We start from the raw sequence: 26,972 nt of genomic DNA, 5'->3' as shown, positions 1-26,972 counted from the left end.
TTACGGGTACAACGCAGATGGTGCCTTATCGGCGGCCGTCCCTCTTAATCGTCGAAGAGTTTGCTTACAGATACATCCGTATAAATCCGGATAATAGCCTCGCCAAACAGCGGCGCTACAGACAATACTTTCATCTTGGGAGTACGCTTTTCAGGCGGAACAGGAATTGTATTCGTAACGATAATTTCCGCGATATTTGATTTCTCAATGCGTTCTATAGCAGGATTGCTAAGCACTGCATGCGTACAGCACGCAAAAACCTGTTTCGCACCGAAGCGCTCAAGAGCCTTGGCACCCTCTACCAGTGATCCTGCCGTATCAACAATATCATCAATTAAAATAGCGGTTTTGCCTTCAACGCTGCCGATCAAATTCATGACTTCAGCTACACCAGGCTGAGGACGGCGTTTCTCAATAATCGCGATCGGAGCTTCCAGCCTGTCGGCTAATTGTCTGGCACGGGTTACCCCGCCCAGATCAGGGGATACGACAATAATATCTTCCATTTTTTTCGAGGCGATGTACTCGGCCAGGATAGGAACACCAAACAGATGATCCACAGGCACGTCAAAGAAGCCCTGAATCTGCCCGGCGTGAAGATCCATTGTTACTACCCGGGTTACTCCGGCAGTACTCAATAAATCTGCCACCAGCTTTGCCGAAATCGGTTCACGGCCACGGGTTTTGCGGTCCTGGCGGGCATATCCATAGTAAGGAATAACTGCTGTTATATGACGGGCAGAAGCGCGCTTCAGCGCATCTACCATAATGAGCAATTCCATAATATTATCATTTACGGGATTACTGGTTGGCTGAATGACAAAAACATCCTTACCGCGAACGCTTTCATCAATCATAACCTGAGCTTCACCATTATTAAAGCGGCCAACAAAAGCGTTGCCGACTTTAAGGCCCAGATAAGCTGCTATCTCTTCAGCAAGCGCCGGATGGGCGTTGCCGGTAAATATTCTTAATTTCTTGCCGTCTTCAAATGTCATTTGGTTAATGCCTCCCTATTCCTTCTTTTGTCGTTTGACCCAGCCTTCAAGATTAGCCTGGCGGGCCCGGGCGACGCCCAGCGATTCGGGCGGCACATGCTTGGTAATGGTCGAACCGGCAGCAACATACGCATTCTTGCCTACCGTTACCGGTGCCACTAAATTCGTATTGCAACCAATAAAGGCATTATCCTCAATGGTTGTGCGGTACTTCTTTTTACCGTCATAGTTGACCGTAATCGTACCTGAGCCAATATTGACTCCCGACCCCATATCGGTGTCGCCAATATAGCTTAAATGGGGAATCTTGCTCTTTTCCCCGACAATTGTGTTTTTAACTTCAACAAAATTACCCACTTTAACACCCTGGGAAAGGACTGTTTTCGGTCGCAAATGAACATAAGGTCCGACTGTAACGTCATCGGCGATCGTGCATTCATGAGCATAAGTAAATTGGAGGTTTACATTGTCGCCAATGGTCGTATCGGCAACACGTGTATTGGGCCCAATTGAGCAATTGCTGCCAATAGTCGTAGCACCCTCCAGCCAGGTAAACGGATAAATGACTGTATCGGCACCGATCACCACATCACGGTCTACAAACGTACTGGCTGTATCCATAATGGTGACGCCGTTATCCATTAGCTCGGTCAATTTACGGTGACGCAGTATTTTTTCTGCTTCTGCTAATTGCACCCGCGAATTAATTCCCAGCGTTTGCTGGTAATTGGCAGCTGCAGTCGCCCAGACCGGGGAGCCTTCTTTCACCAAGAGGCCAATAACATCCGTCAGGTAATATTCACCCTGCGCATTGGTGCAGGTGATTCCTGCTAATGCCGCAAACAAGTCCTGGCATTCAAAACAATAAATGCCGGTATTCACTTCAGCTACCAGCAGTTCTTCAGCAGAAGCGTCTTTTTGCTCAACGATTTTCACGACTTGACCTTGCTCATCGCGAATAACCCGCCCGTATCCCTGCGGATCAGGCATATGAGCTGTAAGCACCGTGGCGACCGCCTGTTTTTCCCGGTGGGCATCAATCAGTTTGCCCAGCATCGAACCTTCCAGTAATGGCGTGTCACCGCACAGTACCATTACTGTACCGCTGTAACCAGCTAACAGTTCTTTTGCCTGCATTACAGCATGTCCGGTGCCAAGCTGCTCAGCCTGAACGACAAAATCGGCCTGACCGCCAACTTCTTCACGAACACGTTCGGCGCCAAACCCTATTACCACAATATTTCTTGTTGCTCCGGCAATTTCAGCCGCATCCAGCACATGCTGCACCATAGGCTTTCCACCGACACGGTGAAGCACCTTGGGCAATGATGATTTCATGCGCGTGCCTTTTCCCGCCGCCAAAACAAGCGAAACGACATCTGCCATGACTGTACCTCCTGTCTAACAAAGCTTGTATACACAAAACAATTTGTTTCGACATAATATAGTAATTTCCTTTGTTTATTTTAAAATAATTGCCTACAAATTTTTCCATCCTGTCGAAACAGCCGGAATTACGCCAATTTTAAACCAAAGTTGTCCAATAGGTTCTAGCCACGAGGCTAAAGATGAGATTGCCGCGTCGCTATGCTCCTCGCAATGACAAAGTACACCGAATCACTGTGCACCCCGCAGGGGAGCCATACATCGCTAACTGCCACAAGCCCGCGTTCCCCGTCTCCCCCGCCGACAAGCTTAGGCTGGTGAGAAAGGTTCAGCTGCTAGGAAGGCCGAGGAAGCGAGCGAAGACAGTACATGGGGTACGGCAAGCTCGCGCCCTTGCCCCCAAATGCGAAGTTCTTGGCACTTCAGTGCCTTAGAACTTCGGCTTACCCTTTACGGGTACAACGCAGATGGTGCCTTATCGGCGGCCGTCCCTCTAAATCATGTCGACGTGGTATCCTTCCCGCCTCAACCCCATAATAATCTCATCCGAATGCAAGGCATCCCGGGTCTCCAGGCTGATTTCCACTACAGACTGCCCCAATGGCACATTACGTTCTATGCGGTCATGGTAGATATTAATTACATTGGCGTTAAGCTTAGCAATAACGGCTAATAAGCGCTGCAGAGAGCCGGGACGGTCCAAAACATGGGTACTGATTTTAATTCTCCGGCCTGCTTTCACCAAGCCCCGTTCGATAATCCTCGATATAAAGTTAACATCAATATTACCACCGGAAATGACACTTACTACCTTGCCGGTAACAGGGATAAGATTCTGGAGTACGGCTGCCAGACTAACCGCTCCTGCACCCTCAACCATCAATTTAGCTCTCTCCAGCAGCATAAGAATGGTGCTGGCAGTATTTTCATCATCTACGACAACAATATCATCGACATATTTATCGATAACAGGAAATGTTAAATCTCCCGGCACTTTTACCGCAATTCCATCGGCCATGGTCACCGCATCGGGAGTAGCCTTTACCGTATGAGCCTGCTTAGAAATATACATTGCAGGCGCACCTGCCGCCTGTACCCCATACACTTTGACATGCGGCGCAGCTTCTTTGACGGCTGCGGCAACCCCGGCTATTAATCCGCCGCCGCCAATCGGCACGACTATTGCCGACACATCAGGAAGAGCCTCGAGAATCTCCAGACCTATCGTTCCCTGTCCGGCAATAACGGATAAATCATTAAACGCATGAATAAAGGTTTGTCCTGAGTCTTCCTGAATCTGAACAGCTCTTTGATAAGCTTCATCATAAATACTGCCTGCCAGCGCAACTTCCGCTCCATAACCCCGGGTAGCCATTATCTTTGCCAGCGGCGCCGCCTCAGGCATAACAATAGTGGCTTTAATGCCGGCTGCAGTTGCTGCATAAGCCACTCCCTGTGCGTGATTACCCGCTGAAGCAGCGATTACGCCCTTTGCCTTTTCCTCAGCTGTCAATAACCGAATTTTATTATAAGCTCCGCGGATTTTGAACGAACCTGTTTTTTGTAGATTCTCCAGCTTAAGATAGACTTCCTTACCAGTCATCGCGCTAAAGGTATGACTGCGGTCTAACGGGGTATTGTGTACGATCTTGCTAAGTGCTTCCCGCGCATCTTTTACATCGGCCAGCGTAACAGTAGTTTTCACCTAAAATGCCCTCCAAAACGTTTACAATTATTCTAATATCCCTCGCCTTGCGGCAAATAATCCGATATACAGAAAAGAAGCAAAAGATCTATTCTCTTGCTTCTACTAAGCTAACCCAATTGCACGAGGCTAAAGATGAGATTGCCGCGTCGCTATGACAAGTAAGCCGAAGTACTACCAGCCACGTCTTGCTGTGCACCCCGCAGGGGAGCCATCCATCGTAAACTGCCACAAGCCCTCGTTCCCCGTTATCCCTATGCCGTCAAGCCCAGGCCTTCGAGAAGGCTCCAGATGCTAGGCACCGGGGGCTTCGCGACCGGAGGCGTACATGGGCGTACGGTGAGGATCGCGGAGCCCCCGGCAAATGCGAAGTTCTTGGCACTTTAGTGCCTTAGAACTTCGGCTTACCCTTTACGGGTACAACACAGATGGAGCCTTATCGATGGCCGCCCCTCAGATGGGGCCTTATCGGAGGCCGTCTAACACCGGACGGATTGTGACTTTCTTAGTATGCTCATCTACCTCATCCAAGATTAATAATGTCATAAAATCATCCACTAATTTGGGCTGCGGCTGCGCAGTTGCTACCAGTACGCCTGTCCCAACCACAATACCGCCTACTTCATTAGCTAGATCAATCATGCCGCGGGCAGTTCCGCCAGCTTTCATAAAATCATCAATAACCAGTACTTTTGATCCCGGATGTATGGCCCGTTTGGGCAAAGACATGGTCTGAATGCGTTTGGATGAGCCCGTAACGTAATTAATACTGACTGCCGACCCCTCCGTTACCTTGCTGCCCCGTCGCACAATGACCAGCGGCTTGTTGAAGGCTCTGGCAACCATCATCGCCAGCGGTATTCCTTTTGTTTCCACAGTCATAATATAATCCGGCTCCGCATGAGCAAAGCGGGTCATAAAAATTTCACCTAACTGGACTACTAAATGCCAATCAAACAAAATATCGGACATATATAAAAAGCCGCCTGCAATAATCCGGTCCGGTGTAGCCAGGCGAGTTGAAATTTCTTCAAGAATGCCGTTTGCCTGCAAGCCTTCACGAAAAGGAATAAAACGCACTCCACCAGCTGCTCCGGCAACAGTCTCCAGTGCGCCCAGGCCAAACTGCTTTAAGGCATTTTTCACCGATAAAAGATCTTCACTTAATGTTGATTTGGCAATGCCAAATAAATCACTAAAGTGCCCTAAGGGGAATAAATAATACGGTCTGTCCACCAACAACTTTGTAAGTGCAACCACCCGCTCAACACGACGAATTTTTTCCATAGTAATCCTCCCGCACAAACTGGGAATCCCGAACATTTTCCCTCAAAAAAACATTTTTATTCAGATTCTCTGCAAATAAGGCAAATCCTTCTTTACCAAAACGAATCTATGAAAAAATGAGATCACCAGACGCAGTATTCTACAGCCAAATTCTTGTAGAATAAGCGGCAATCTCATTTCTTACTCACTCACAGCTTCGCTGAAAAAGCGGACTGCACTAGTCGATAATCACTGGGTTTATCTACATCAATCCCCAGTTCGGCATAAGGCGATTGAATAACTGCACCCCGTATATTAAGCAGCTGGGAAACCCTGTTTTCCACTTGAGGCAGGCTTAACAGACCTATCACAAAGCGAAGAACAAAAGACCAGCCTAATATATGACATAGCTTTAATGGATTTTTCCGGTTGCTCACAATACGCTCAGCGACTTCCATGCATTGCGGAACAATCGCAGGGTTCACCAGAAACAGATTGCCGCCGGTAAATGTCCCCTCACGGAACCGCACATAGGTCCGTTTTGTACCGGGATAAGCCCGTTCGTTTATTTCTTCCGTAACAATTGGATAATATAAGTCCACCTCTGTCTGGCTGCATTGCGCCAGGAAGTGACTAACCGACTCAGGTGTCAGCAAAGGTATATCTGCCGTGGCCACCAGCGTTTTGTTATGGTGTCCCAGCGCGCCCACCCCGAGGCTGATTGTTTCCATTATTGTCCGGCCACCTTCAAGAATAACCGTGTTCTTGGGAAACTGACAGGAATGTAGAGCCTGGGCAGGACCGACAACAAAAATGCGCTCAACCTGGCCGCTTTTGGCAAGAGCATCAGCAACAAAAGTAACCATTGGTTTCCCTGCGATTTCAATCAGTGCCTCGAATGGCTGTACCGAAAACGGACTAAGATGTTTGGTAGTTTCCCCGCCCGCCAAAATAATGGCATCATACATGCTGTAATCTCCCCCGAACTAAAGGTTTACCTTGCCTTTTATTTATCTTTAGCGGTCGTATAGCCTCTGCGTTCATTCATATCTAAAAGCAATGTCTGCTCTGCGTTTTCCATATGCTCCCGGGCCAGCTGCATGGCAACATCCACATTGCGCTGGGCAATAGCTTCCACCTGACGGCGGTGCTCCTCCCAGGTATCTTTCAGTCTTCCTGGATAGGCAATGGAAATCGTACGAAACCGGGTAAACTGTTCCCGCAGATTGTTAATGATACCGACCAAGCGGTCGTTTCGGCTTGCTTTATATAATATGTCATGAAACTGACTGTCAGCTTCAACAATTTTTTCCATATCGCCATTATCAATATATTCACCGATATGCACGAGCAGACGCTCTAAGAGTTCTAATTCTTCATCAGTAATTCGCTCCGCCGCAAGACCTGCCGCCAGCACATCAAGTGCCGTACGAATTTCAAAGACCTCATTAATATCTTTTAACGATAAGTCCGCTACATATGTACCCCGCCGTGGCACCATGACCACAAAGCCTTCAAGCTCCAATTTGCGGATAGCCTCGCGTACCGGTGTCCGGCTAACCCCGAGTTCCTCAGCAAGCTGAATTTCCATCAGCCTCTCACCCGGCTGCAAAACACCGGAAGATATAGCATCCCGCAGAGTTTCACTCACCACTTCACGCAAAGGCTTATAGCTGTCCAATTTAATCGGCAATAAGCGCCTCTCCATCTTCTTCCCCCACCTTAGTCACTGTTTCTGCTACGTATACCTGAGCTTTTACTTCCTGCTTCAGCTGAACCGCTATTTTTTCAGCCTGCACTCTATCGGCAACAAGACCAAAAACAGTAGGACCGCTGCCAGACATCAGCGAAGCCGCCCCGTAGTCAGACATCAGTTTTTTTATTTGTGCCACTGCCGGATAAGCCGGTATGGTAACACTTTCTAATACATTACACAACCGTGAGGCAATACCATCATATTCGCCTTTGCCGAGACTGGCGATCATTGCTGGTATGTCGGGCCTCTGCTTGACTTGAGCGGGCCTGTAATTACGGTATACCCACGCAGTCGAAACGCCAACAAACGGCTTAGCCAATACGACAAAAGCCTTCGGCATAGCAGGAAGTGGTTCCAGCAATTCGCCCCGGCCATAAGCACGCATTGTGCCGCCACTGACACAAAAAGGTACATCTGATCCCAGTTTCGCGCCCAGCCGCATTAGTTCGTCCATTGACAGCCCCAGCTGCCAAAGCTGGTTTAAGCCCTTCAGCACAGCCGCAGCATCACTGCTGCCACCGGCTAGCCCGGCTGCTATTGGAATGCGCTTCTCCAGATGAATCGCGACACCTTTGTCAATATGCAAAGTATCGCGCAGCAGCGCCGCCGCGCGATAGGCTAAATTGTCACTATTGCAGGGCAGGCGGGCTTCGCTTGCCGTTACTTTGATATCCCCGGGCACTTCGGTCAGCGTCACTGTATCAGCTAAACTAACCGACTGCATAATCATCTCCACTTGATGATAACCATCAGAACGCTTGCCAAGCACATCAAGCGCTAAATTAATTTTAGCATGAGCTTCAATCTTAAGCACCGCACTACAGTCCTTACCCATTCATTTGCTTCAGGGCAATTTCTTCCTGACTGGTCAGGATATTGTCTATCTCCAGCAGAATTAACAGCCTGCCATCGATTTTTCCCACACCATAAATATATTGCGCTTCCAGAATAAAGGTCGGCGGCGGCGGTTCAACGCTGGCGACAGGCAGCCTGACTACCTCTGTTACGGCATCGACAATGATTCCCACCGTTTGCCCGCTCACTTCCACAATAATAATACGGGTATCATCATTGTGCTCCGATACGGCAAGTGAAAAACGTTTTCGCAAATCAATTACAGGGATAATCCGTCCCCGTAAGTTAATAATTCCTTCCATAAAAGAAGGGGTTTGGGGGAGCTTGGTAATAGGAACTAGACGATTAATTTCCTGGACTTTGGTTATCGGCAGGCCATATTCTTCTTTAGCAAGCCGGAAGACAACCAATTGGAGTTCTTGAGTGGATTGAACAGTTTCCATATTGCACCTCCACAGATAAGCTATGGTAATTCCATATAGTTATTGTACGCGCAATAGGATTTACCTGCAATCCCCTTCAAAACAATTTCTTAGAATAAGGCGTAATTGATCGGAAAATCGGCTTTATACAGCATTTACGCCACCAACGAGCAGTTCGCCTGTTCCTACCGCTGCTGCCGGTATTGTTTCAATAGCTTGTTCCTGACACTGCTGGCAAAATTGCTGAATCGTTTGAAAAACATCGCCGTATTTCTCATAGAAAACAACAATTAGATCACCCGCATGTGCATTGGCAAGAGCGGCATATACCGCTTCTTTCTCCGGCAATACCATTTGAATTCGCTCGGAAGCAAGACCGGCCTCCAAAACTCCCTTATACAGCAACTTCGAGACTTCTCCCGGTTTCCTACCCCGCAAATCATCATCCTCTTTCACGTAGATATGATCAAAGCCGCGGCCGGCAATGCGCCCCACATTGACGACCACATCATCACGACGGTCTCCGGGAGCAGCAATTACCCCCACTAACCGGGATGCGCCCATTCGTTTCACTGTGTTAACAAGCGCCTGATAGCCGGCGGGATTGTGCCCGTAATCGATGCAGACTCTAAAATCCCGCACAGGCAGTACAGTAAGCCGTCCCGGGTTTTCGGCAAAAGTTGACAGACCCCGGTAAATAAACGCAGGAGGCACTTTCATACAATAACAAGCCGCTGCAGCAATCATCGCATTTTGCAAATTATGCTGGGCGATACCGCCTAAGGTGATCGGGATATCGTCAACTGCGGCAATAACCTGCGCTTCTCTTCCTTTAGCAGTATAAATTACATTATCCCGGACAAAGAATGCTCTGCCGCCTACTCCCAAATGACGTCTGATAATAATATTGTCAGGCTCGATGCTAAAATAAACAATTTCCCCTCGCGCTCTTGATGCTAAAGCTGTTACATAACGGTCGTCGGCATTAAGCAGAGAGAAGCCATCTGGGCGGACAGTCTCAATAATTAATGATTTTACACGGGCCAGTCCCTCTAAATCCTCAATTCCATCTTGCCCCAGATGATCTTCCGTAATATTCGTCACAATACCTACATCGCATTTATCAAAGGCTAAGCCCGCCCGTACAATCCCCCCGCGTGCCGTCTCCAGCACAGCAACCTCCACTGCCGGATCGGTCAAAACAGTACGTGCGCTGGCAGGGCCGGTTGTATCGCCTTCGCGTACACAGCAGCCGTCTATATAGATGCCGTCAGTTGTTGTCATGCCAACTCTACGTCCTGCAGTCTGCCAAATATGACCGATCATCCGCGTGACCGTTGTTTTCCCGTTGGTACCTGTAATTGCTACAAGCGGAATCCGTCCCGTGCTGTCATCAGGAAAAAGTGAGTCAATAATTGCACCGGCAACATTGCGCGGCTTGCCGGCTGAAGGATAATGATGCATGCGAATACCGGGAGCTGCATTAATTTCAATAACCGCACCTGTTCCCTCCCGGATAGGCTGTGTAATATCTTCGGCTACAACATCAACTCCCGCCACATCCAGTCCAATAAGCCTGGTGGCCCTCTCAATCAGCTGTTTGTTAGCGGGATGAACAATATCGGTAACATCCACTGCCGTGCCACCTGTGCTAAGATTTGCATTCTCCCGGATATAAACGACTTTCCCTGCTTCCGGAATGGATTGAGGGTGGCAATCTTGTTTAGCCAGTACGGTAATTGCTACCGCATCAATGGTGATACGCGTCAGTGGTTTTTCATGGCCTACTCCTCTGTTCGGGTCGGAATTCACGATATCTACCAGTTCCTTCACCGTTCGCTTGCCGTCACCGACAACGTAGGCAGGTATTCGCTCTGCAACTGCCTCCACTTTGCCATTCACCACACAAAAGCGGTATTGACGTCCGGTGATAAACTGCTCAACAATTACATTTTTATCATATTCACTGGCAACCTGATAAGCCCGTTCCGCTTGAACTGCCGATGTGATTTCCAGGGTTACGCCCTTGCCCTGATTGCCTGTAAGCGGTTTAACAGCAACCGGTTTACTTATTTCCCGCAGCGCTTCTTTTGCTTGTTCCGCCGAGGTGACCACCATGCCATAGGGGACGGGAATACAGCCATCTGTTAATATTTTATTCGTCAATCCTTTATCACAGGCCAGATCTGTGGCTAATGCCCCGGTCTGGCTTGTCGTGGTCGCCCAAATCCGCTTTTGTTTGGAGCCGTAGCCTAAAATCAGCAAATTCTCATCACCAACACGCATAACCGGGATGCCCTTTTCTTTGGCGGCCCGGTAAATAGCTGCGGTACTCGGCCCAAGCTCATTTTGATCACCGGCTTGCTTAATCGCCGTAATTACTGCCTTAATATCGATAGGCTGCTTATCCAAAACAGCCTTGAGTACCTGATCGGCTTGTAAAACAGCCTGCTGAGCCGCCCCTTTATTCCGAAAGCTGATTACCACATCATAAACACCAGGACTGCCGCTGCCCCGCGCTTTGCCGAAACTGACTTCATAGCCTGCCATGCATTGCAGTTCGATCGCAACGTGTTCAAAGACATGTGCCAAATACGTACCTTCAATCAGACGTTCTAAAAAACCTCCCGGATAGCCTCGGGAACATTGGTGCTCCTTCAGCCCCGGCAGCAGGTCCGTTATACGTTCGGTAAACCCGGCAATTTCATTCGTTGGAATATCCTCATACTTGCCGATATCCAGCTTAACACGAACAATAGGATGATAACTGTGAACATTCGGCCCTTCAATAATTCGTGTCGATAAAATATTCATGGTAAAGCCCTCCTTGCCAAAACGATTCTATCTTAAAAATCTGAGCTCGCTGATACTAAGTTTTCATTTTCCATCTTCCTTAATTAGATAGGGAATACGACGCCGTATATCAAAACCAAATCCAACCGGGAGTATATGGAGCATAACATTCGTAATAGCCAGCGACTCATTTGGCTTGGATTCGGAAATATTGGAGTGAATAATATTCTTGCCATCAACCACCGTTACCGTTTGCGATCCAATAACTTCCATCTTTCCGTCAGGAGCAACAATCACAGCCGTATCTTCATCCACACCTACACCCAATACGTATGGATTTTGGGCCACTGCTCCCAGCAGCCGGTTTATTCTCCCCCGCTGGGCAAAATGCTGATCAATGACAACATCCTCCAGCAAATCCATCCCATGCGCCATGCTGATCGTTGACTTCTTAGGCGTATCACTGGAATCACCGCCAACGATCATCGTATCGCTCATTACCGACGCACCGGCACTGGTCCCGGCAATAATAGCCCCTTTCCCGTATGCCCGGCGAATAGCCTTGTCCACTCTGGATCCGCCAAGGATACTCGTCAGCCTGAGCTGATCACCGCCGGTAAAAAAAATACCTGTAGCTTGTTCTATTTCACTAACTTGATGAAAATCATTGGCCGCTTCCCGGTTGGCAATATACAGAATGCCCGCTGAAGCCGCTCCCAGCTCAGTAAATAACGAGCGGTACTCATCGCCTACTTCGCGCGGCAGTTCCGTAGCTGTCGTTAAAATAGCAATTCGTGCCTGCCGGCCGCCTGCCAATTCGATAAACTTGCGCAATATGGTACACTCGTTGGTTTTATCTTCGTTTCCGCCAATAATGACCAGGCTTCCTGTTTTCTCTGTTGTCATGAATCCTCCGTCTCGCTTTCCTCCGCTTTCTCTTAGGCAAAAAAGGTCCCAGTCTGCTTTGGTGCTTCCTTGACTATTCTAGCCATTTTTCCCATTGTTTTATACATTGCAATACTGACCAAATATATTGCCTCTGCATATAATGATGCAACACAATCAATTCCCCAAGGAGGCCAACACCATGAACATCCGTTTCTATTACCCCCCGTACCGTTTGGCTCATGTTTATGAAGGCCAGTCCAGTCCTCTGGTACCGATCGTACAAAACCTACTTACCGAGCGCGGTTTTTACACAGGCTCCTCCAGCACAATCTTGGATATAGAGACACAGGAAGCAATCGCTTGCTTTCAACATGCGGAAAAACTGGCTGTAACAGGTATACTTGACCCTAAAACCTATTGCCGGCTTTCGGAAACTCCCTCGCGCGCAATTGAACCGGTAAAAGCAAAAATACGCGCCGCAACCGGCCTGGCACGCGCCAATATCTTAATTACAAAATCGCGCCGTCAGCTTACCCTTTTTGACGGCAATACACCGGCCCGGCAGTATCCTGTCGCTATCGGCAAACCCTCGACACCGACTCCGCTCGGCAACTATGCCATCGCTACTAAAATTCCTAATCCCGGAGGTGTTTTAGGAACCCGCTGGATGGGTTTAAACTATGATGCCTATGGTATACACGGAACAAATAAGCCCTGGCTAATTGGCCAAATGGTCTCTAATGGCTGTATTCGCATGCACAATGCCAACGCGGAAGAACTCTTCAGCTTAGTCAGTATTGGCACACCGATTTACATCAGAGATTAACTGTTCCGTATCCAAGGTGGGCAGCAGCTTACTGAGAACAGTAAAAAGCCCTTAGACTAAAAAAAACCTGTGGATTTTCCACAGGTTTTTTTTAGTCTAGTTTCTGCTCCATCGGCAGCTCTTGCTTTGCCAGAGTTTTTCCTCTGCCCTATTCGGCAAGGAATGGTTCCTCGGACTGCGTTACTGTTTCGTCCGGCTCCTGAACTTCGATCAGTACTGGCTCAGGTTGCGTCTTATGATGGGCTTGAGGAATCAATCTGGTCAGGCTGGCCATGATCTCATCAATTTGATTACGCCGGCAGAGTAAGTGGTTAAGCAGCGCCTGCCGTTCCGCTTGATCGGTTAACCACTGCTCAGGGATGGCAGCTACCGTTTGGGTCAGGTATTCATCAGACCACTGGCGAATTGCTTGCGCATAGGGACTAAAATCATCCGGCTGCAGAAAATGTTTAAGCAATAAGCCATAAGTACGCCGCGTATTGACGGACAAGTCCTTCTCCAGAGCAGCAAGCTGCGCTGTTGTCCAGCGCCCTCGCTTAAAAAGATGGGAATGGTCAATTGCATACATGTGATACCCTGTTGCTTCGCGCCTGATGATAAGATTCTTGCGATTCACCGTACGGTCAACATTATGTACCAAATGATCAAATAACATGACTCCGGCCATTTCAGACTTATTGACGACCCGGTTAAGCGACGTACGATCCACATAAAAGGTCTTACTGATGTATTTGCAGGCAAAGTGCGGTCCAGCTACCACACCCGCTCTCCGTAACCGGCGGTTTTTCGCAAGTAACTGCTTATCGATTGAAATAACACCACTGGCAGGAAAACATAGTCCTAGCTGCTCACCCAATTCTGCTGCCAAAAACTCGTTAGCAAGCGCTTTAGGACCAACTCTGTTGCCAAGCAGCTTAACAACATACAATTGTTGATCACTGCCCCGGAAAAGCTGAGGTGAAGTTGCCCCTAACTTCATGGAGCCCAGGTATGCGATTGCAGTAAGCTCTCTATTCACTGTGTTCGCTCCTACTTCTTTCTTAGCAGCCAATAAAGAAACACCGCAGACCGAATGGCTACGCGGTGTTTTAGATCGAATATCCCGGCGTTTTTCGTCTAATTCTAGAAATTACCGGTAGTATCAACTAGCCAGCTGGCAATCCAGCCGGTTGTCGAACCGTCGGGAAGTACTACGTTATACCAGCCGAATGCCTGTTCCTTGATCGTTACTGCCGTCCCTTTGCCAACCTTTTGAATCGATGGGAAAGTCGTGCCAGGACCGGAACGAACGTTAACGTTGCTTGCGTTAACCGTACCGGCTACGGAAGTAATTGTCGGTGTTCCGGCTATCGTTTCAACAGGGCCGGTAATAAAAGTATTATATTCACCATAGCCATAGATGTCGCCACCGCCCAGCTGCGAAGCTGATACATTATCAGTCAGGCCTTCCGATGCGGAAACAGCGCTGTTCGTAGTACTGGCACCTAATGTATAGCCTTCTTCAACTGGCGTCATTACGTAAGCATCCATTTCCGTCGTGCTGGTAACACGGGTCCATACCTTTAGCACGACCGTCACATGAATTTTGCGGCGGTCATGATGATGATGACAATCATCATAATCAACAAATTCAACTACCACATCGGCAGTAGCAGGCATATCTTTGTCAACACCCATGACTTCAATGTCGCGGGTCCAGCGGATATGGTGTTTTTCATAAGCATGCACCGGCTCATTGGGCAAGTCGGCAACATACATGACTTTAACTTCAAACTCACCGCGAACAATAACCTTATTGGGTATGACATCAATATCCTTAATGCATAATTCTTTGATATACACATCAATTACTTGACCAATTGGCGGTTTATTATCAGGTATGGTAAGATCGATTTCGATTACGCGCTGGGCACTTTCCGCCCCCAGTACTTCCTCAACCTGAATTTTTTCCATCCCCGGTTCAAAGCACGCGCACTCTTCCGCGATCAAATCAGCTCGCGGTGCCTTGGGCGGTGTACTGGCAATCGTACGGGCAACGCCTTTGTACCTAATATTACCCATTTTCTCCCCTCCTCTTCCCTGGGTCTCTCCTTACCCTTTTGGTTTGGTAGGAAGAGTACCGCTATTGATTAAAACTTCGCGGTCAGCCATGACTTTCGCATTAACCCGCAATACAACAGAAACATCAAATTCTCTGCAGCGGTTGCGATCATCATCTTCATCATCGCAATTTTCATCGCAGTCATGGTCATGGTGATGGTGGTGGCAATCATCGTCATCGTCGCAGAAATTATCGCTATTGTCATAGTTGGTATATTTCTTGGCGCGATGATGGTGGTGGTGATGATGGTGCTCGTCAAAGTCATAATCGACATACTCGATGTCAACAGTTGCTTCAGCATCCATGCCCCGGCGTGCGCCCGGCATATCAATATCAACTGTCCATTTGTAATGCTTTACTTCCATCGCATGAACCGGACGATCAGGCAGGCAAGCTACATAAATTGCTTTAATTTCGAACTCGCCCCGGACAATTACCTTATCCGTGATAACATCTACACTGTTAATCTCTACGTCCTTAATGAAAACGTCAACGATTTGCTCAATTGCTGGCTTACTGTCTGGAACAACCACATGAATATCCAGAGATTTTTGTTTTTCCTTTTCCGCCACAACCTGGCGAACAACTATCGTTTGTGGACCTGTTGAAGCTCCTAGCGTGCAATCCGGAAGAGTTTTAATCGGGCGCATATCTTTATCATCCACACAAATTCCCCCCTTTGTGATGTTCTAACTCATATATATGCGCCAGTCCTGTTTGATGTGCAAAAAATATAAGAGTTCCCCAAAAATGTCGCTAAGTTTTTACGACAAAATTTGAAAACCGCCTGTTTCCGGCAGGAAAGGAAGGAAATAATGGTTAATAATAGTCAGTGCTTACTACAATATTGATTAGAAAAGCCTATGCCGTTCTTATTTCGTCAATCAGAAAGTTAACCTTTCTGATAAGATAAAGTTAGTTTGGGTGACGCTTAATTTTAGGAGGAGACTAATGAAGAGAAAAATATTCCAGTATGTTATCGTTGCCCTCGGCTGCGTGCTCAGCAGTGCAGCAATCAACTTATTTCTTGTTCCCCATCACCTGCTCAGCGGTGGGGTCAGCGGCTTAGCCATTATCTTTTACTACCTCTTTAAATTTCCAATTGGCTTACAAATATTTGTGATGAATATTCCGCTCCTTTATGCGGCTTATCGGCTGCTCGGCAAGGAATATACCATTATAACGATCTATGGGACACTGGTTTTTTCCTTTGCCGTAGATGCCTTAAAGTTTCTTTCCACAATGGCGCCGATTGATGATCCTTTGCTGTCGGCCATAACAGGCGGTATTGTTTCCGGCATAGGCGCAGGGCTTATCTTTCGCGTCAACGGCAGCGGCGGTGGACTCGATATCGTGGCTGGTATCATAAAAAAATATTACTCCTTCAATCTCGGTGTTGTCGGCTTTGCAGTAAATTGCGTGATCATGCTTGTTTCTGCCATGCTGTTTGGCCTCAAACTAGCGATTCTGACGCTTATCTCCATGTTTGTCAGCGCTAACCTTACCGATAAGGTTGTAGCAGGCTTCAACCATAAGAAGACTATTTTCATTGTCTCCTACAAATGGGATGAAATTGCCGCTTCCATTCTAAAAGAAGTTGGCCGTGGAGCTACTATCCTTCATGGCGAAGGAGCTTTCACCCGGCAGGATAAACGGGTCATTTTTGTTGTTGTCAGCCTCACCCAGATTTCACAGATTAAGATGGTAGTTCAGGACATAGACCCACAAGCCTTTATGATTGTCAGCGATGCAGCCGAGGTTATGGGCAGAGGCTTCACGCTGCCCGGAGTCAGACAGCCTTAGCAAGCGCCTTTTTACAAAATATTTTTCCGTCAACATAACACTTTACTGCGCAACTTCATAGTATATAACAAAAGGCCTGTTGAGCTTATGCCGAAGGTCTCTTATTATAAGGAGGATTGCGCAAATGAGTTATCAAAAGATGTATTATCCCAAGTGGGACTATAAGTACGGCAAGTGTCATGATGATTGCGACTGCGACTATGACTACAAAGATTATTACAAATGTGATGAAAAATGCCCCCCTAAATATTACGACAAATGCGAAGACAAATGTGATGACTATGATTACCCGGCCTACGATATGGACTGTTGTATGCCGAAGATGAAATGCAAAACCGAAAAAAAATGCATCAAGACCTTCACCTGCAGCTATAAACTCTATAAGCTTTGCATGTATAAGGTTGTCAAAGTCTGCCCTCGCTGCAACCACGAATATGATCACGGACGCCATCCGATGTGTCCGAAGTGCCGCCAGTATTAACACTACAGCCAGTAACCAATACACAAGCTTTTCATAAACATTTATATATTATTACTTTTTCTCCGTAAAATAGAAAACAAGTCATGCAGATGCTAACTCTGCATGACTTGTTCTATTTAACATTATCTTTATCTATTTATTTTCCAATAAATTCTTGCACTACATATACAGATCCATCTGAAGCATGACGTACGCCAATGCCTACATCGGTATAAGTGGTATTCAGGATATTTGCCCGATGGCCTGAGCTAGCCATAAATGCTTTTTCAGCAGCTGTTACATCTTTGTTAATTGCCAGGTTCTCACCGGCAGTATTATAGCTGATCCCCGCTGCCTGCATGCGGTCAAACGGTGATTTGCCTTCCGGATTATAGTGGGAGAAAAAACCTCGGTTAATCATGTCCTGCGCATAAGTCTGGGCTAAGCCGTTCAGCTGGGAATTTGACTTCAGCGCTGACAGGCCATTGGCCTTGCGGTCGGCATTCAGCTGGTTGAGAGCTTCTTTTTCTTCAGCAGCTAAATTTGCTGAGGAAACAGTACCAGATGTGGAGTTAGAGTTAGTCGTAGCTTTATAAGCTTCGTTTGTTGAAGAGCCATGATGATTACTCAGCATTGCAATAGCAGCAACGGCTGCCAATCCAACAAGCAAATTGTTACTTTTTCCGGAATCTTCAGCTTTTACATCCTGCTGTATTTCTTGTTGGGCTTCAGTAGCTTCAGCGGCATGAACAGCAGTAGCGAAAGCTCCTCCAAATGATGTTGTTAATACTGCGAAACTTAACAGTCCGGAAAGTACCAATTTACTCAATTTTGTGCATTGCATAGTTTTTCCTCTTCCTAGATTGTGAATGTGATATGCACTTCTGGTACACTCGGTCACTCGGTATAAGATTCTCCTTTTAATGTAAAAATCCTCTTTTTCCGCATTTGGTAATGTTTTCTTTGAGGTTTTCAGCATTAAATAAAGAGATAGTTAAGATACGTTTACATATTAATATTATTGATTATTATTTGTCAAGAAAATAAAGCTGCCAAATTAGGCAGCTGTAACCATTTATGTTAGCGATTCGCAGTTTTCGGCATCCCCAGCCGGAACTTTCCTCTGGTCTCCACCCCGCCAACCCCTTCAATTCCAGTAACAGATGCAGTGATGGCGTCATTAATATCAACGATTTTATTTATCGGGGTAAACGCTACCTTTTCAGCAATAAAAACCGGATCATAGGCATGAATAAAAATCCGGGTCGGCGAACTGGCAAAGTTCGCACCTGCAGCCAAAATGGCCTCGAAATAAGACTGGCAGGCACCGGCGAAAATCACCAAATCATCGCGGGACGGTTCAAATAAGCGGGCATTGATTACAGATTGAATGTAATATTTAGAATTGCGATAGTTGTTAAGATCTTTTATATCCTTACTGCTGCCGGTTAGTGCATCATGCCCTGTCACCACAAGAATATCTGGCCGGAATTCTTTTAGTAACTCAGGCACTGCCTCCGGCTGTTTCGATTCGTCAATATGCCGGCCAACTGCTTCAATATTTAACTGACCATACGTTTTGAGACACATTCTTAAATACTCTTCATCGCCATCTAAGTGCAATACCCGTCCGGGAATATCAAAAAAACTATATTTTTTGCTTTGCTCACTGCGATTTAACTCCACTTTCTCACGATCCATGCTGCGGCGCAGCATTACTCGTTTTAATGTGTCATTGTGCATGCTTTCCATACGAACAATTTCATTGCGTAAATCTTCTGCATTTATCTTTTCCACATCATCAATAGGTGCATCTGCCATCAAACGCAGATGAAGTCCCTTTAAGTAACAATGTTCCTTTTGTGATGCCTCATTGCGAAATATATCAGTAACTTTAAAGACGATGTCGCCGCCGTGAGACCTGCGAACAACGAGATCCCCCACAGAGATACCAGACATAATTGCATCCTCCCTCTACACCCGAATAACCACTACAACATACTATGATAGAGACCGTTGAAATGACATCATCTGCGTTGTACCCGTAAAGGGTAAGCCGAAGTACTAAGGCTCTAAAGTGCCAAGGACTTCGCATTTGCTCCTCCGTTGTGCTGCTCACCCGTTCTCACAAGTTTTGTGATCTGGCAGTCACACCTTCAATGAGGGTGCGGACTTCCAGTACGCCTCCGCTGCAGTACTCGTCGCGCCTAGCATCTGATGCCATTTGAACGATCTTAGCTTTACGGCAAAAGATACGAGGGGGATTTGCATCGTTTTCACTCGCAATTACGAAGCAGAACGGTTTATGCTAAATGATCTGTTAGACGATACAATGCCCGTTTTGCGAAGGGATTTTATATTTTATTGAATTCTCTTGTGACCAACAGCCTGGACGCTCCATATCTTATACTGAGCTAGTAGGGCCACCTTGAGGTCATAGTTAGCGCCGTACTCTATTGCTATTGAGGTGATGGAAATGATCTCCGTCGTCGTTCCAGCAAGAAATGAGGCCGGCCGCGTTCCTACAGTACTGCAAAATCTCGGCACACTGCCAGTTGATCACATCATTCTTGTAGCCAACGGGTCCAAAGATACGACTATGCAGGAAGTTCTGCAAATGCGGCTGCCAAAACTTCAAATCATTTATTTTCACGACTGTCTCGGAATCGACGTTCCACGGGCAATTGGCGCTAAAGTGGCTATGGCTCTGGGCAGCGATGTTATCGCTTTCGTAGATGGCGATATGGTAGGTACTTTTAATGAGAACTTAATGGAATTAGTTGACGGAGTGCTGTTAAAGCACCTGGATATTGCTCTCACTAACTGCTATCCGTCACCTCCCCGCCACATTGAACGCTATAACCCTACCTTTCAATGGCGTCATAATCTAAACAAAGAACTGGGGCTTGATAAAAAAATCGGCCTCGCCACCCCCGCCCATGGGCCTCATGCCGTTTCCCGCCGGTTGTTAGAAACAATCCCCATCCGTGAACTGGCTATTCCGCCGGTTCCGCTTGCCCTGGCGCGAATGCACAAATTAAAAATAGATGTAGCAACTACCATCCCTCATTACCGGTTAGGTTCCTCCATTAAAAATCAAATTCATACCAACCGGATCATTGATACAATTGTTGGAGACTGTCTGGAAGCCATATCTGTTTTCCAATCCCAGCCCCGTACACGACAACATCAGAATAAAACCCATTTAGGCTATCACAGTGATCGTCGCTTCGATTTGCTGGATACATTCATGGAAAACAAGCAAGAAAGCTGAATACAAAACCCTGCTCACAAAAGAGCAGGGTTTTTTATCTGCAAAAAAAGTGTGTCGCATTTGCTTTTCAAAAAAGCGATTTGCGACACACTCTTTGTATCTTTTCGAATAATTATCTGAGTTCCACCCAGGCATTGGCAACAGCGGCAAATTCAGCCAGAGATAATGTTTCTCCCCGCCTGACGCCATCTATTCCGGCTTTATCCAGCATTCTAGCAATTAATTCGGGCTCAATGCCTGCCGCTTTCAGCGTATTGCTGAACGTCTTCCGCCGCTGTGAAAAAGCAGCTTTGACTATCCGGAAAAATGCCTTTTCATCTGCAACATCCACTGGCGGTTTCTCGCGTACTTTGCAGCGAATAACTGCCGACTCAACCGCAGGAGAGGGATAAAAAGAGGCCGGAGGCACCGTGAACATAATATCAGCTTCCGTATAATACTGGACAGCAACCGACAAAGAACCATATTCTTTGCCTCCTGGTTTGGCCACCATACGCTCAGCAACTTCTTTTTGAACCATCGTTACCAATACTTCGACAGGAAACCGCTGTTCGAGCAGCATCATAATGATCGGCGTCGTAATATAATACGGCAAATTGGCAATAACCTTATACTTTTCTGCCATTATTTCCCGGGAAATGTCGAGTTTCAAAATGTCACCATGGACAACTCTCACATTTTCATATCCCTGTAAGGTTTTAGCCAGCACACTAATGAGCTGCTTGTCTACCTCGACCGCAACCACATCCGCACCGGTTTCAGCCAAGCCCTGGGTCAGTGTGCCGATACCCGGACCGATTTCCAGAACCGTATCCCCTTCTTTTACCGAGCCTGCTGCAACAATGCCATCAACAACCTCTTTTCGAATTAGAAAGTTTTGGCCTAGTTTTTTGGTAATATGAATACCAAAAGTCTTAACGATGTGCAGGGTTACATCCTTATTGGCAATAGTAGGCTGAATCATAACTGCTCCTCCAGCGTGCTTAGCGCTTTCTCAAATTCGTCGCGCCTTACACCGTAATGGTTAAGACGATATAAAAACTGTTTGGCATTAGCGTAGCCAATCCCTAACGATGCCCCTAAGAGCGCCCGCCGTTCAGCCGCCTCGGCAGCACCGCTTAAATTTCCCCGGAGAATATCGGCAAGCGTAAACTCCTGCTGCGGTGTGAAATGATGGCAGCGAACTTTGCTTAAAGCTGCCCTGATCGCTTCAGGTGAGGCCTGCTCAATCCCAATATCATCGTTTGCATAAGCCTGCTCCCGTGGAACAAAAGCATGCTTAGCCAAGGGAAAGCGCTGGCTCAAATACTTACGGATGCGTTCGCCCGCATGATCAGGATCAGTAAGAACAATAATCCCCCGTTTCGTATAGGCTTGTTCAATTTTCTTCAGCGTATACGGAGCCAGCGTAAATCCGCCGGTAGCAATTATTTCCGCTTCTACAGCCTGCTTGACCCGGGCAATATCTTGTTTTCCTTCAACAACTATCACTTCTTGTATCATGCTTTTCCCTCACCTGCAAAAATACTGCAATATGCTTTTGCAATATAAGTTAAAGGTTGTTGAAGACAAGCCTTCAACAACCTCTAACATTAATCCAGCACATAAACTTTAACTGGTCTGCGACCAAAACGCCAAGCGGCACTTTCGTCTTCCATACAAAGATCGATTCTGTGTCCGATAATATCGCCGCCTGTATCAGCCGCCAACGCTAGACCATATCCGGGAATAAACAACCGGCTGCCCAGTGGAATGACCCGGGGATCAACGGCAACAACTCCATTACGGGCTGGAACACCGGAAGCCGTAATTCCATGTCCGCCGCCATCAGTCGGTAAATACGCCGTTGCTTCCATCCGCTCAATCCGGCGGAAGCGCAGATCACCACGGGAAGTTTCCACCATATCCCGTGTGCCCACTTGAATAACTTTGGCTTTCGGCTCTGCCGTGACGTGCTCTTCGACAATCTGTTCTGAAGTTTGCACGCCATCTTCAAATATTAATTTGATTTTTGCTCTTTTCTGACCGTCCTGCCCCTCTTCTATAACCCGTTCCTCGCCTTTCTCCAGTGTCGGATCAGGCTGGCGCATTACAGGATAAAGTACAGGGAGCTCTCTATCCACAAGGGATTCTGTAATCGCAACCACTTTAATAAGCATATCAGCAGTTACTGGGGTATCTTCACCAGGAATAAGTTTTACATTTGGGTTGGCAATTCCCATGGCTGCCGCCACTTCCCCGGCGGTAAGCTTTGCTGTTGTTACTGTTTCAGTCTTGCCCTGGTACATCACTGATACCGGAATTGCCCGGTGAACAGAAATTGTGGTACCGCTTTGCAGCTTCGCAGTCGACAACCGGTATTCGTCGCGGTCTCCCATTTGGATTCCCGCTTGAGCCAACACGTCTTCAGGTTTACTATGTAGAGTTCGTATGTCTAAATTGCGTCCATCTGCAGTAATGTGTACTTTTTTGTGGGCCCAAACAAAGCCGGATGCCACCAGAGACACGACAATTAGTACGGCAATTATCACGCTTAAGCGACCTTGCCGCCTGGATTTGTCATTACTCATGTGGTTCCCCCTTTCAAGCTTTAGGATTATACCATAAATGGCAGGTGATTGTCAAATTTGGTAAGATATCCCTAGTGAAAGCTAGTATATCCAGAAATGATTCCAAATATACAAAACGGCAAATACCCCATACCAACAGGATATTCGCCGTTTTACAGAATATTACCTTTTGTTAATTTCCGCCAGCGGCACTAATGCCGGTAACTCGGCCTTAACCGCTGTTCAATCGTCAGTTCCTTCACTTCGCTTCTCGATACAGCCTGTTCGTACAGTTTTTCCTGGCTGTTGATTGCTTTAGAACGCTTCTCAACCTTACGGTAAGAGCCGTCTTTTTTCATAACATGCGCTTTTAGATTATCTTTTAAAATCAGCTCCAAAATTTCCTTGATACGGTCTTTATGATCGTTATCCTGTATGGGAACCATCAATTCCACCCGCTCGTTTAAATTGCGGGGCATCCAATCGGCGCTAGACAGGAAAACACTGCTGTCTCCACCATTAGCAAAATAAAAAATCCGGCTGTGCTCCAGAAATCTTCCTACAATGCTGCGGACCGTAATATTGTCACTTACTCCCGGAAGTCCTGGCCTTAGCACACATATGCCGCGTACAATTAAATCAATTTTTACACCCTTAGCCGACGCTTCATACAGCTTAATGATAATCTCCCGGTCTAAAAGGGAATTCATCTTCGCAATAATCCGGCCGGGCCGTCCTGCGTCGACAGCTTGAATTTCTTGATCAATTAATTGAATCAATTTTTCTCTAAGACCAAGAGGAGCAACAATAAATTTATTCCAAATAGGTGGATCGGAGTAACCGGATAATAGATTAAAAAAGGCCGATGCATCAGCTCCAATCTGATCATTAGCGGTGAACAAGCCGATATCCGTATAGATTTTTGCCGTGAAATCATTATAGTTCCCTGTACCAACATGGACATACCGCTTAATGCCATAGCTTTCGCGGCGTACCACCAGTGTACATTTGGCATGAGTTTTAAGTCCCACCAATCCATAAATAACATGACAGCCGGCCTCTTCCAGGCGGCGAGCCCAAATGATATTGTTTTCTTCATCAAAGCGGGCTTTTAACTCTACGAGAACGGTAACCTGCTTGCCATTTTTCGCCGCTTCTGCCAGTGCCCCGACGATCGCCGAATTTCCGCCAACACGGTACAGTGTCTGCTTAATAGCCAATACTTTAGGGTCCGTTGCTCCCTGCATGACGAAGTTGACTACCGGATCAAAGGCTTCATAGGGATGATGGATAAGTATATCCTTTTCCCGGATGGCGGCAAATATTTCTTCGCTGTTCTTGAGTCTCGGCGGAATTTGCGGATTAATAGGCTGATAGCGCAAATGATCATACCCTGGCAAATCGGCAAACTTAGCAAATATCGCATTGTCAAGAGGACCCATAATTTCATAGATATCCTGCTCTTCTAATTTCAGTGCTCCTACAACAAAATCTCGTATGGCTTTATTGGTTCTCTTCCCTATTTCAAGGCGTACCGGCTGCCCCTTACGCCGCTGCTGCAGAGACTTTTCCACTTCGGCCAGTAAATCGACTGCTTCTTCCTCGGCAATGGATAAATCGGCATTGCGGGTAATGCGAAAAGGAGCTACCTCTTTGATCCGGTAACCATGAAATAAGTGATGGCAATATTCCTGCATAATGTTTTCTAAAAAGACAAAGTGTTTCTTGCCCTCCTGACCTGGAATCTCCACTATGCGGGGTAATACGGTCGGTACGGGCACAACTGCTGTCTTTACTTCGCCTTTATCCTTTTCCAGCAAAACAGCGAGATTCAGACCGCGGCTGGCTAAAAAGGGAAAGGGGTGACTGGCATCCACCGCCATAGGAGTAGTAACGGGGTAAATAGTATTTAAGAAATAATCATACAGCCACTCACGGTTTTTATCCGTCAAATCCTGAACGTCTAAGAAGTGAATATCCTGTTCCTCCAGCAGGGATAAAATCTTTTGCAGGTACTTGTATTGAACCTTTACCTGCTGATGGCTGAAACCGGCGATCCGCTCTAACTGCTCCAGCACTGTCAGGCCCGAATTGTCCATTTTATTAATACCGCTTTCTTTCTGGTGCTTTAGACCAGCAACGCGGATCATAAAAAACTCATCTAAATTGGAGCTGACAATCGCGATAAACCGCAGCCGATCCAAAAGCGGTTTATTGGGGTCATCGGCCTCCTGCAAAACCCGGCTGTTAAATTTCAGCCAGCTAAGTTCACGATTTAAAAAGAATTCGTGTTGATCAAACAACGTATTCACCTACCCCTGTCGTTTCAATAGGGCTCGAAAGCCAAAAACCTCTTCAAAGAAATCAGCCTTGTCGGCAAAGGTCCATTCTTCCAGTGATGTATCTTCTAGACTGTTGTAGGAGATGATTAATTCGTCCCCTTTCAGGCTCACCACGCAGTCAGTAATTTTTTGGCGGTAACTGCGGTCAATCGCATCGGCCAGACGCATCATAGCGACAAGCTTAGAAACAATTGTCTTATGCTTTTCCGGCAAAAACCGAAAATTGTCTTCAGCATCACTTGGCGTTCCTTTTGAATGGTAATATGCCACATTGGCCATAATATGCTTTTCCTCATCAGAAAAGCCAAATATATCAGAAGATACCAGGAGCCGGTACGAATAAAAATAATGGCGGCGCAAACTGACGAATTTACCAATATCGTGCAGTATTCCTGCGATTTTCAGTAAAAACCGCTCCCTTTTTCCGAGTCCATGGGCCTTAACCATACTATCAAATATTTTTAATGCTACATTGCTTACCATAATAGCGTGATCGGCATCAAAGCTATATTTTTTCCCCAGCGTGTACGCCAGACTGAGAATCTGCTCTTCTACTACATCGACAAAACTGTCATGTGTCTGCTCCGCTACATGATGGAGCGTAACGCCGTCAGTAAATGTTGTATTCGGAACAATAATTTTGCCAGCTTCTGTAACTGACAAAATCTGCTGATACAAAATAATAGTAGGCAAAACAATTTCTGCCCGGTGTTCATTGAAATCATAAGCATTCATCAGATGGGCAATATTAAAAAATCGGTGTTGTTCCGCACAGGCTGTAAACTCCTGCGGATCGATTACTGTCAGCTTATCATTCCCGCTGCGGCCCAATATCTTGAGGACGAGTTTTGTTTCATTGCCGGCCAGCACAAGATATTTAATCTTATGCCGTCTCAGTTCTGTTTTTACCGGTTCAATTGTGCTGTATATATATTCAGCCAATGCCTGGGGAAACTGCACGGATTCCCGTTGATTTTTGTCAAAACTTTCTTTTATGCGCAAAGCACCAATATGAATATTCTGCTGATAGTGAATACAGCCCCCCTTATACAAGGTAAAACCCAATCCACCGGATGAGATGTCGACAAAAAGCACTGCATCCTTTTGCCCGATCAGCTGCTGTTCCTGTAACGTTTTAAACAGCGCAAAGTATTTATAGAAGATTTCGCGCGGCATATCGACAACCTCCACGTCGAAACCGGTTTTGACCCGTATTTGATCAACAATATACCGCTGATTGCTGGCCTCACGGACAGCTGTTGTTGCAAATAACCGGTAATCCCGTACACCGTATTCACAAAGCATGCGCCGGTAGCCTTTCAGCAAATCGCAAATTTCATTCAGCGTACCAAAGCTGATTTTACCGGTTTTAAAAATCTCTTCCCCTAGCGTCACTTCCCGGAAGGCCTTATCGATTACTTTGACGTCAGCCAGCGTCTTATATTGAACAATTTGAATGCCTGCCTGCTCTGATCCTAAATGGATAGCGCCAAATATTTCAGGACTAGTCGCTTTCCCCATGTGATTACCTCCGGCCGGATAGGTTGT

24 protein-coding genes are annotated in these 26,972 nt (G+C 46.7%); 4 read left to right on the top strand and 20 right to left on the bottom strand.

All coding sequences use genetic code 11. From position 1 onward, the window contains the following. Positions 1-44: 44 nt before the first annotated feature. From EV210_RS20125 to EV210_RS20080, 10 genes are all read right to left on the bottom strand, one after another. On the bottom strand, positions 45-998 hold the full coding sequence (locus EV210_RS20125) for a ribose-phosphate diphosphokinase (protein ID WP_132083154.1): 954 nt from the start codon (positions 996-998) through the stop codon (positions 45-47). 15 nt (positions 999-1,013) lie between these two features. Beyond that, positions 1,014-2,384, bottom strand: coding sequence for a bifunctional UDP-N-acetylglucosamine diphosphorylase/glucosamine-1-phosphate N-acetyltransferase GlmU (gene glmU / locus EV210_RS20120; RefSeq protein WP_132083153.1), 1,371 nt, complete (start codon positions 2,382-2,384; stop codon positions 1,014-1,016). 493 nt (positions 2,385-2,877) lie between these two features. Continuing rightward, positions 2,878-4,089, bottom strand: coding sequence for a threonine ammonia-lyase (gene ilvA, locus EV210_RS20115; RefSeq protein WP_132083152.1), 1,212 nt, complete (start codon positions 4,087-4,089; stop codon positions 2,878-2,880). Positions 4,090-4,554: 465 nt separating this feature from the next. Beyond that, entirely contained in the window at positions 4,555-5,376 is an 822-nt protein-coding gene (gene purR, locus EV210_RS20110; RefSeq protein ID WP_132083151.1) for a pur operon repressor, read from the bottom strand. 188 nt (positions 5,377-5,564) lie between these two features. Beyond that, a complete protein-coding gene (locus tag EV210_RS20105; RefSeq protein ID WP_132083150.1) occupies positions 5,565-6,323 on the bottom strand; it encodes a nucleotidyltransferase family protein in 759 nt (252 codons plus the stop codon). A 38-nt stretch (positions 6,324-6,361) separates the two neighbouring features. Further along, positions 6,362-7,063, bottom strand: a complete 702-nt coding sequence (locus EV210_RS20100) for a GntR family transcriptional regulator (RefSeq protein WP_132083149.1) — start codon at positions 7,061-7,063, stop codon at positions 6,362-6,364. Continuing rightward, complete coding sequence (gene ispE / locus EV210_RS20095; protein ID WP_132083148.1) at positions 7,038-7,925, bottom strand: 4-(cytidine 5'-diphospho)-2-C-methyl-D-erythritol kinase; 888 nt, start codon at positions 7,923-7,925, stop codon at positions 7,038-7,040. The genes EV210_RS20100 and ispE overlap by 26 nt, the downstream gene beginning before the upstream one ends. A 13-nt stretch (positions 7,926-7,938) precedes the next feature. Then, on the bottom strand, positions 7,939-8,409 hold the full coding sequence (locus EV210_RS20090) for a chemotaxis protein CheW (protein ID WP_132083147.1): 471 nt from the start codon (positions 8,407-8,409) through the stop codon (positions 7,939-7,941). Positions 8,410-8,532: 123 nt separating this feature from the next. After that, a complete protein-coding gene (cphA, locus tag EV210_RS20085; protein WP_132083146.1) occupies positions 8,533-11,202 on the bottom strand; it encodes a cyanophycin synthetase in 2,670 nt (889 codons plus the stop codon). A gap of 63 nt (positions 11,203-11,265) precedes the next feature. Beyond that, positions 11,266-12,087 (bottom strand): cyanophycinase, encoded by an 822-nt coding sequence (locus EV210_RS20080; RefSeq protein WP_132083145.1) that lies wholly within the window; start codon positions 12,085-12,087, stop codon positions 11,266-11,268. A gap of 181 nt (positions 12,088-12,268) precedes the next feature. Here EV210_RS20080 and EV210_RS20075 point away from each other — a divergent pair, with 181 nt between their 5' ends. Next, positions 12,269-12,895, top strand: coding sequence for a L,D-transpeptidase family protein (locus EV210_RS20075; protein WP_132083144.1), 627 nt, complete (start codon positions 12,269-12,271; stop codon positions 12,893-12,895). A 148-nt stretch (positions 12,896-13,043) separates the two neighbouring features. Here EV210_RS20075 and EV210_RS20070 read toward each other — a convergent pair whose 3' ends face one another. The 3 genes from EV210_RS20070 to EV210_RS20060 form a co-directional block, all read right to left on the bottom strand. After that, positions 13,044-13,913, bottom strand: coding sequence for a HipA family kinase (locus tag EV210_RS20070; protein ID WP_207900793.1), 870 nt, complete (start codon positions 13,911-13,913; stop codon positions 13,044-13,046). 104 nt (positions 13,914-14,017) lie between these two features. Then, entirely contained in the window at positions 14,018-14,956 is a 939-nt protein-coding gene (locus tag EV210_RS20065) for an SPOCS domain-containing protein (RefSeq protein ID WP_132083143.1), read from the bottom strand. A gap of 30 nt (positions 14,957-14,986) precedes the next feature. Further along, the gene (locus tag EV210_RS20060; RefSeq protein ID WP_132083142.1) at positions 14,987-15,661 is read right to left on the bottom strand and encodes a DUF3794 domain-containing protein; all 675 of its coding nucleotides are present in this window, start codon (positions 15,659-15,661) and stop codon (positions 14,987-14,989) included. A 286-nt stretch (positions 15,662-15,947) separates the two neighbouring features. On the opposite strand from EV210_RS20060, the gene EV210_RS20055 reads away from it, so the two are divergent. Further along, positions 15,948-16,799 carry a YitT family protein gene (locus tag EV210_RS20055; RefSeq protein ID WP_132083141.1) on the top strand — a complete coding sequence of 284 codons (852 nt, stop codon included), beginning with the start codon at positions 15,948-15,950 and terminating at the stop codon, positions 16,797-16,799. A gap of 124 nt (positions 16,800-16,923) precedes the next feature. Next, positions 16,924-17,280 carry a hypothetical protein gene (locus tag EV210_RS20050; protein WP_207900792.1) on the top strand — a complete coding sequence of 119 codons (357 nt, stop codon included), beginning with the start codon at positions 16,924-16,926 and terminating at the stop codon, positions 17,278-17,280. A 136-nt stretch (positions 17,281-17,416) separates the two neighbouring features. Here the strand turns inward: EV210_RS20050 and EV210_RS20045 are convergent, their stop codons facing one another. Next, a complete protein-coding gene (locus EV210_RS20045; protein ID WP_132083140.1) occupies positions 17,417-18,103 on the bottom strand; it encodes a CAP domain-containing protein in 687 nt (228 codons plus the stop codon). Between the two features lie 236 nt (positions 18,104-18,339). Then, positions 18,340-19,218: a sporulation peptidase YabG gene (yabG, locus tag EV210_RS20040; RefSeq protein ID WP_132083139.1), complete on the bottom strand. Its 879-nt coding sequence runs from the start codon at positions 19,216-19,218 to the stop codon at positions 18,340-18,342. A 517-nt stretch (positions 19,219-19,735) separates the two neighbouring features. Here yabG and EV210_RS20035 point away from each other — a divergent pair. Then, complete coding sequence (locus EV210_RS20035) at positions 19,736-20,533, top strand: glycosyltransferase family 2 protein (protein WP_132083138.1); 798 nt, start codon at positions 19,736-19,738, stop codon at positions 20,531-20,533. A 112-nt stretch (positions 20,534-20,645) separates the two neighbouring features. Here EV210_RS20035 and rsmA read toward each other — a convergent pair whose 3' ends face one another. The 5 genes from rsmA to EV210_RS20010 all read right to left on the bottom strand — a co-directional run bounded on the left by rsmA (position 20,646) and on the right by EV210_RS20010 (position 26,945). Further along, entirely contained in the window at positions 20,646-21,497 is an 852-nt protein-coding gene (rsmA, locus tag EV210_RS20030; protein ID WP_132083137.1) for a 16S rRNA (adenine(1518)-N(6)/adenine(1519)-N(6))-dimethyltransferase RsmA, read from the bottom strand. After that, a complete protein-coding gene (gene rnmV, locus EV210_RS20025) occupies positions 21,494-22,036 on the bottom strand; it encodes a ribonuclease M5 (protein WP_132083136.1) in 543 nt (180 codons plus the stop codon). Before rnmV ends, rsmA begins: the two co-directional genes overlap by 4 nt. 89 nt (positions 22,037-22,125) lie before the next feature. Beyond that, entirely contained in the window at positions 22,126-23,103 is a 978-nt protein-coding gene (locus EV210_RS20020) for a G5 domain-containing protein (protein ID WP_132083135.1), read from the bottom strand. Positions 23,104-23,294: 191 nt separating this feature from the next. After that, entirely contained in the window at positions 23,295-25,394 is a 2,100-nt protein-coding gene (locus EV210_RS20015) for an RNA degradosome polyphosphate kinase (RefSeq protein ID WP_424218274.1), read from the bottom strand. Next, complete coding sequence (locus tag EV210_RS20010; RefSeq protein ID WP_132083133.1) at positions 25,395-26,945, bottom strand: Ppx/GppA phosphatase family protein; 1,551 nt, start codon at positions 26,943-26,945, stop codon at positions 25,395-25,397. Between the last annotated feature and the right edge of the window lie 27 nt (positions 26,946-26,972).

This window comes from Anaerospora hongkongensis (assembly GCF_004339805.1).
Taxonomy (GTDB): domain Bacteria; phylum Bacillota; class Negativicutes; order Sporomusales; family DSM-15969; genus Anaerospora; species Anaerospora hongkongensis.
Note: the sequence above shows the minus strand (reverse complement) of the source record. Positions and strands in the feature narration are given on the sequence as shown.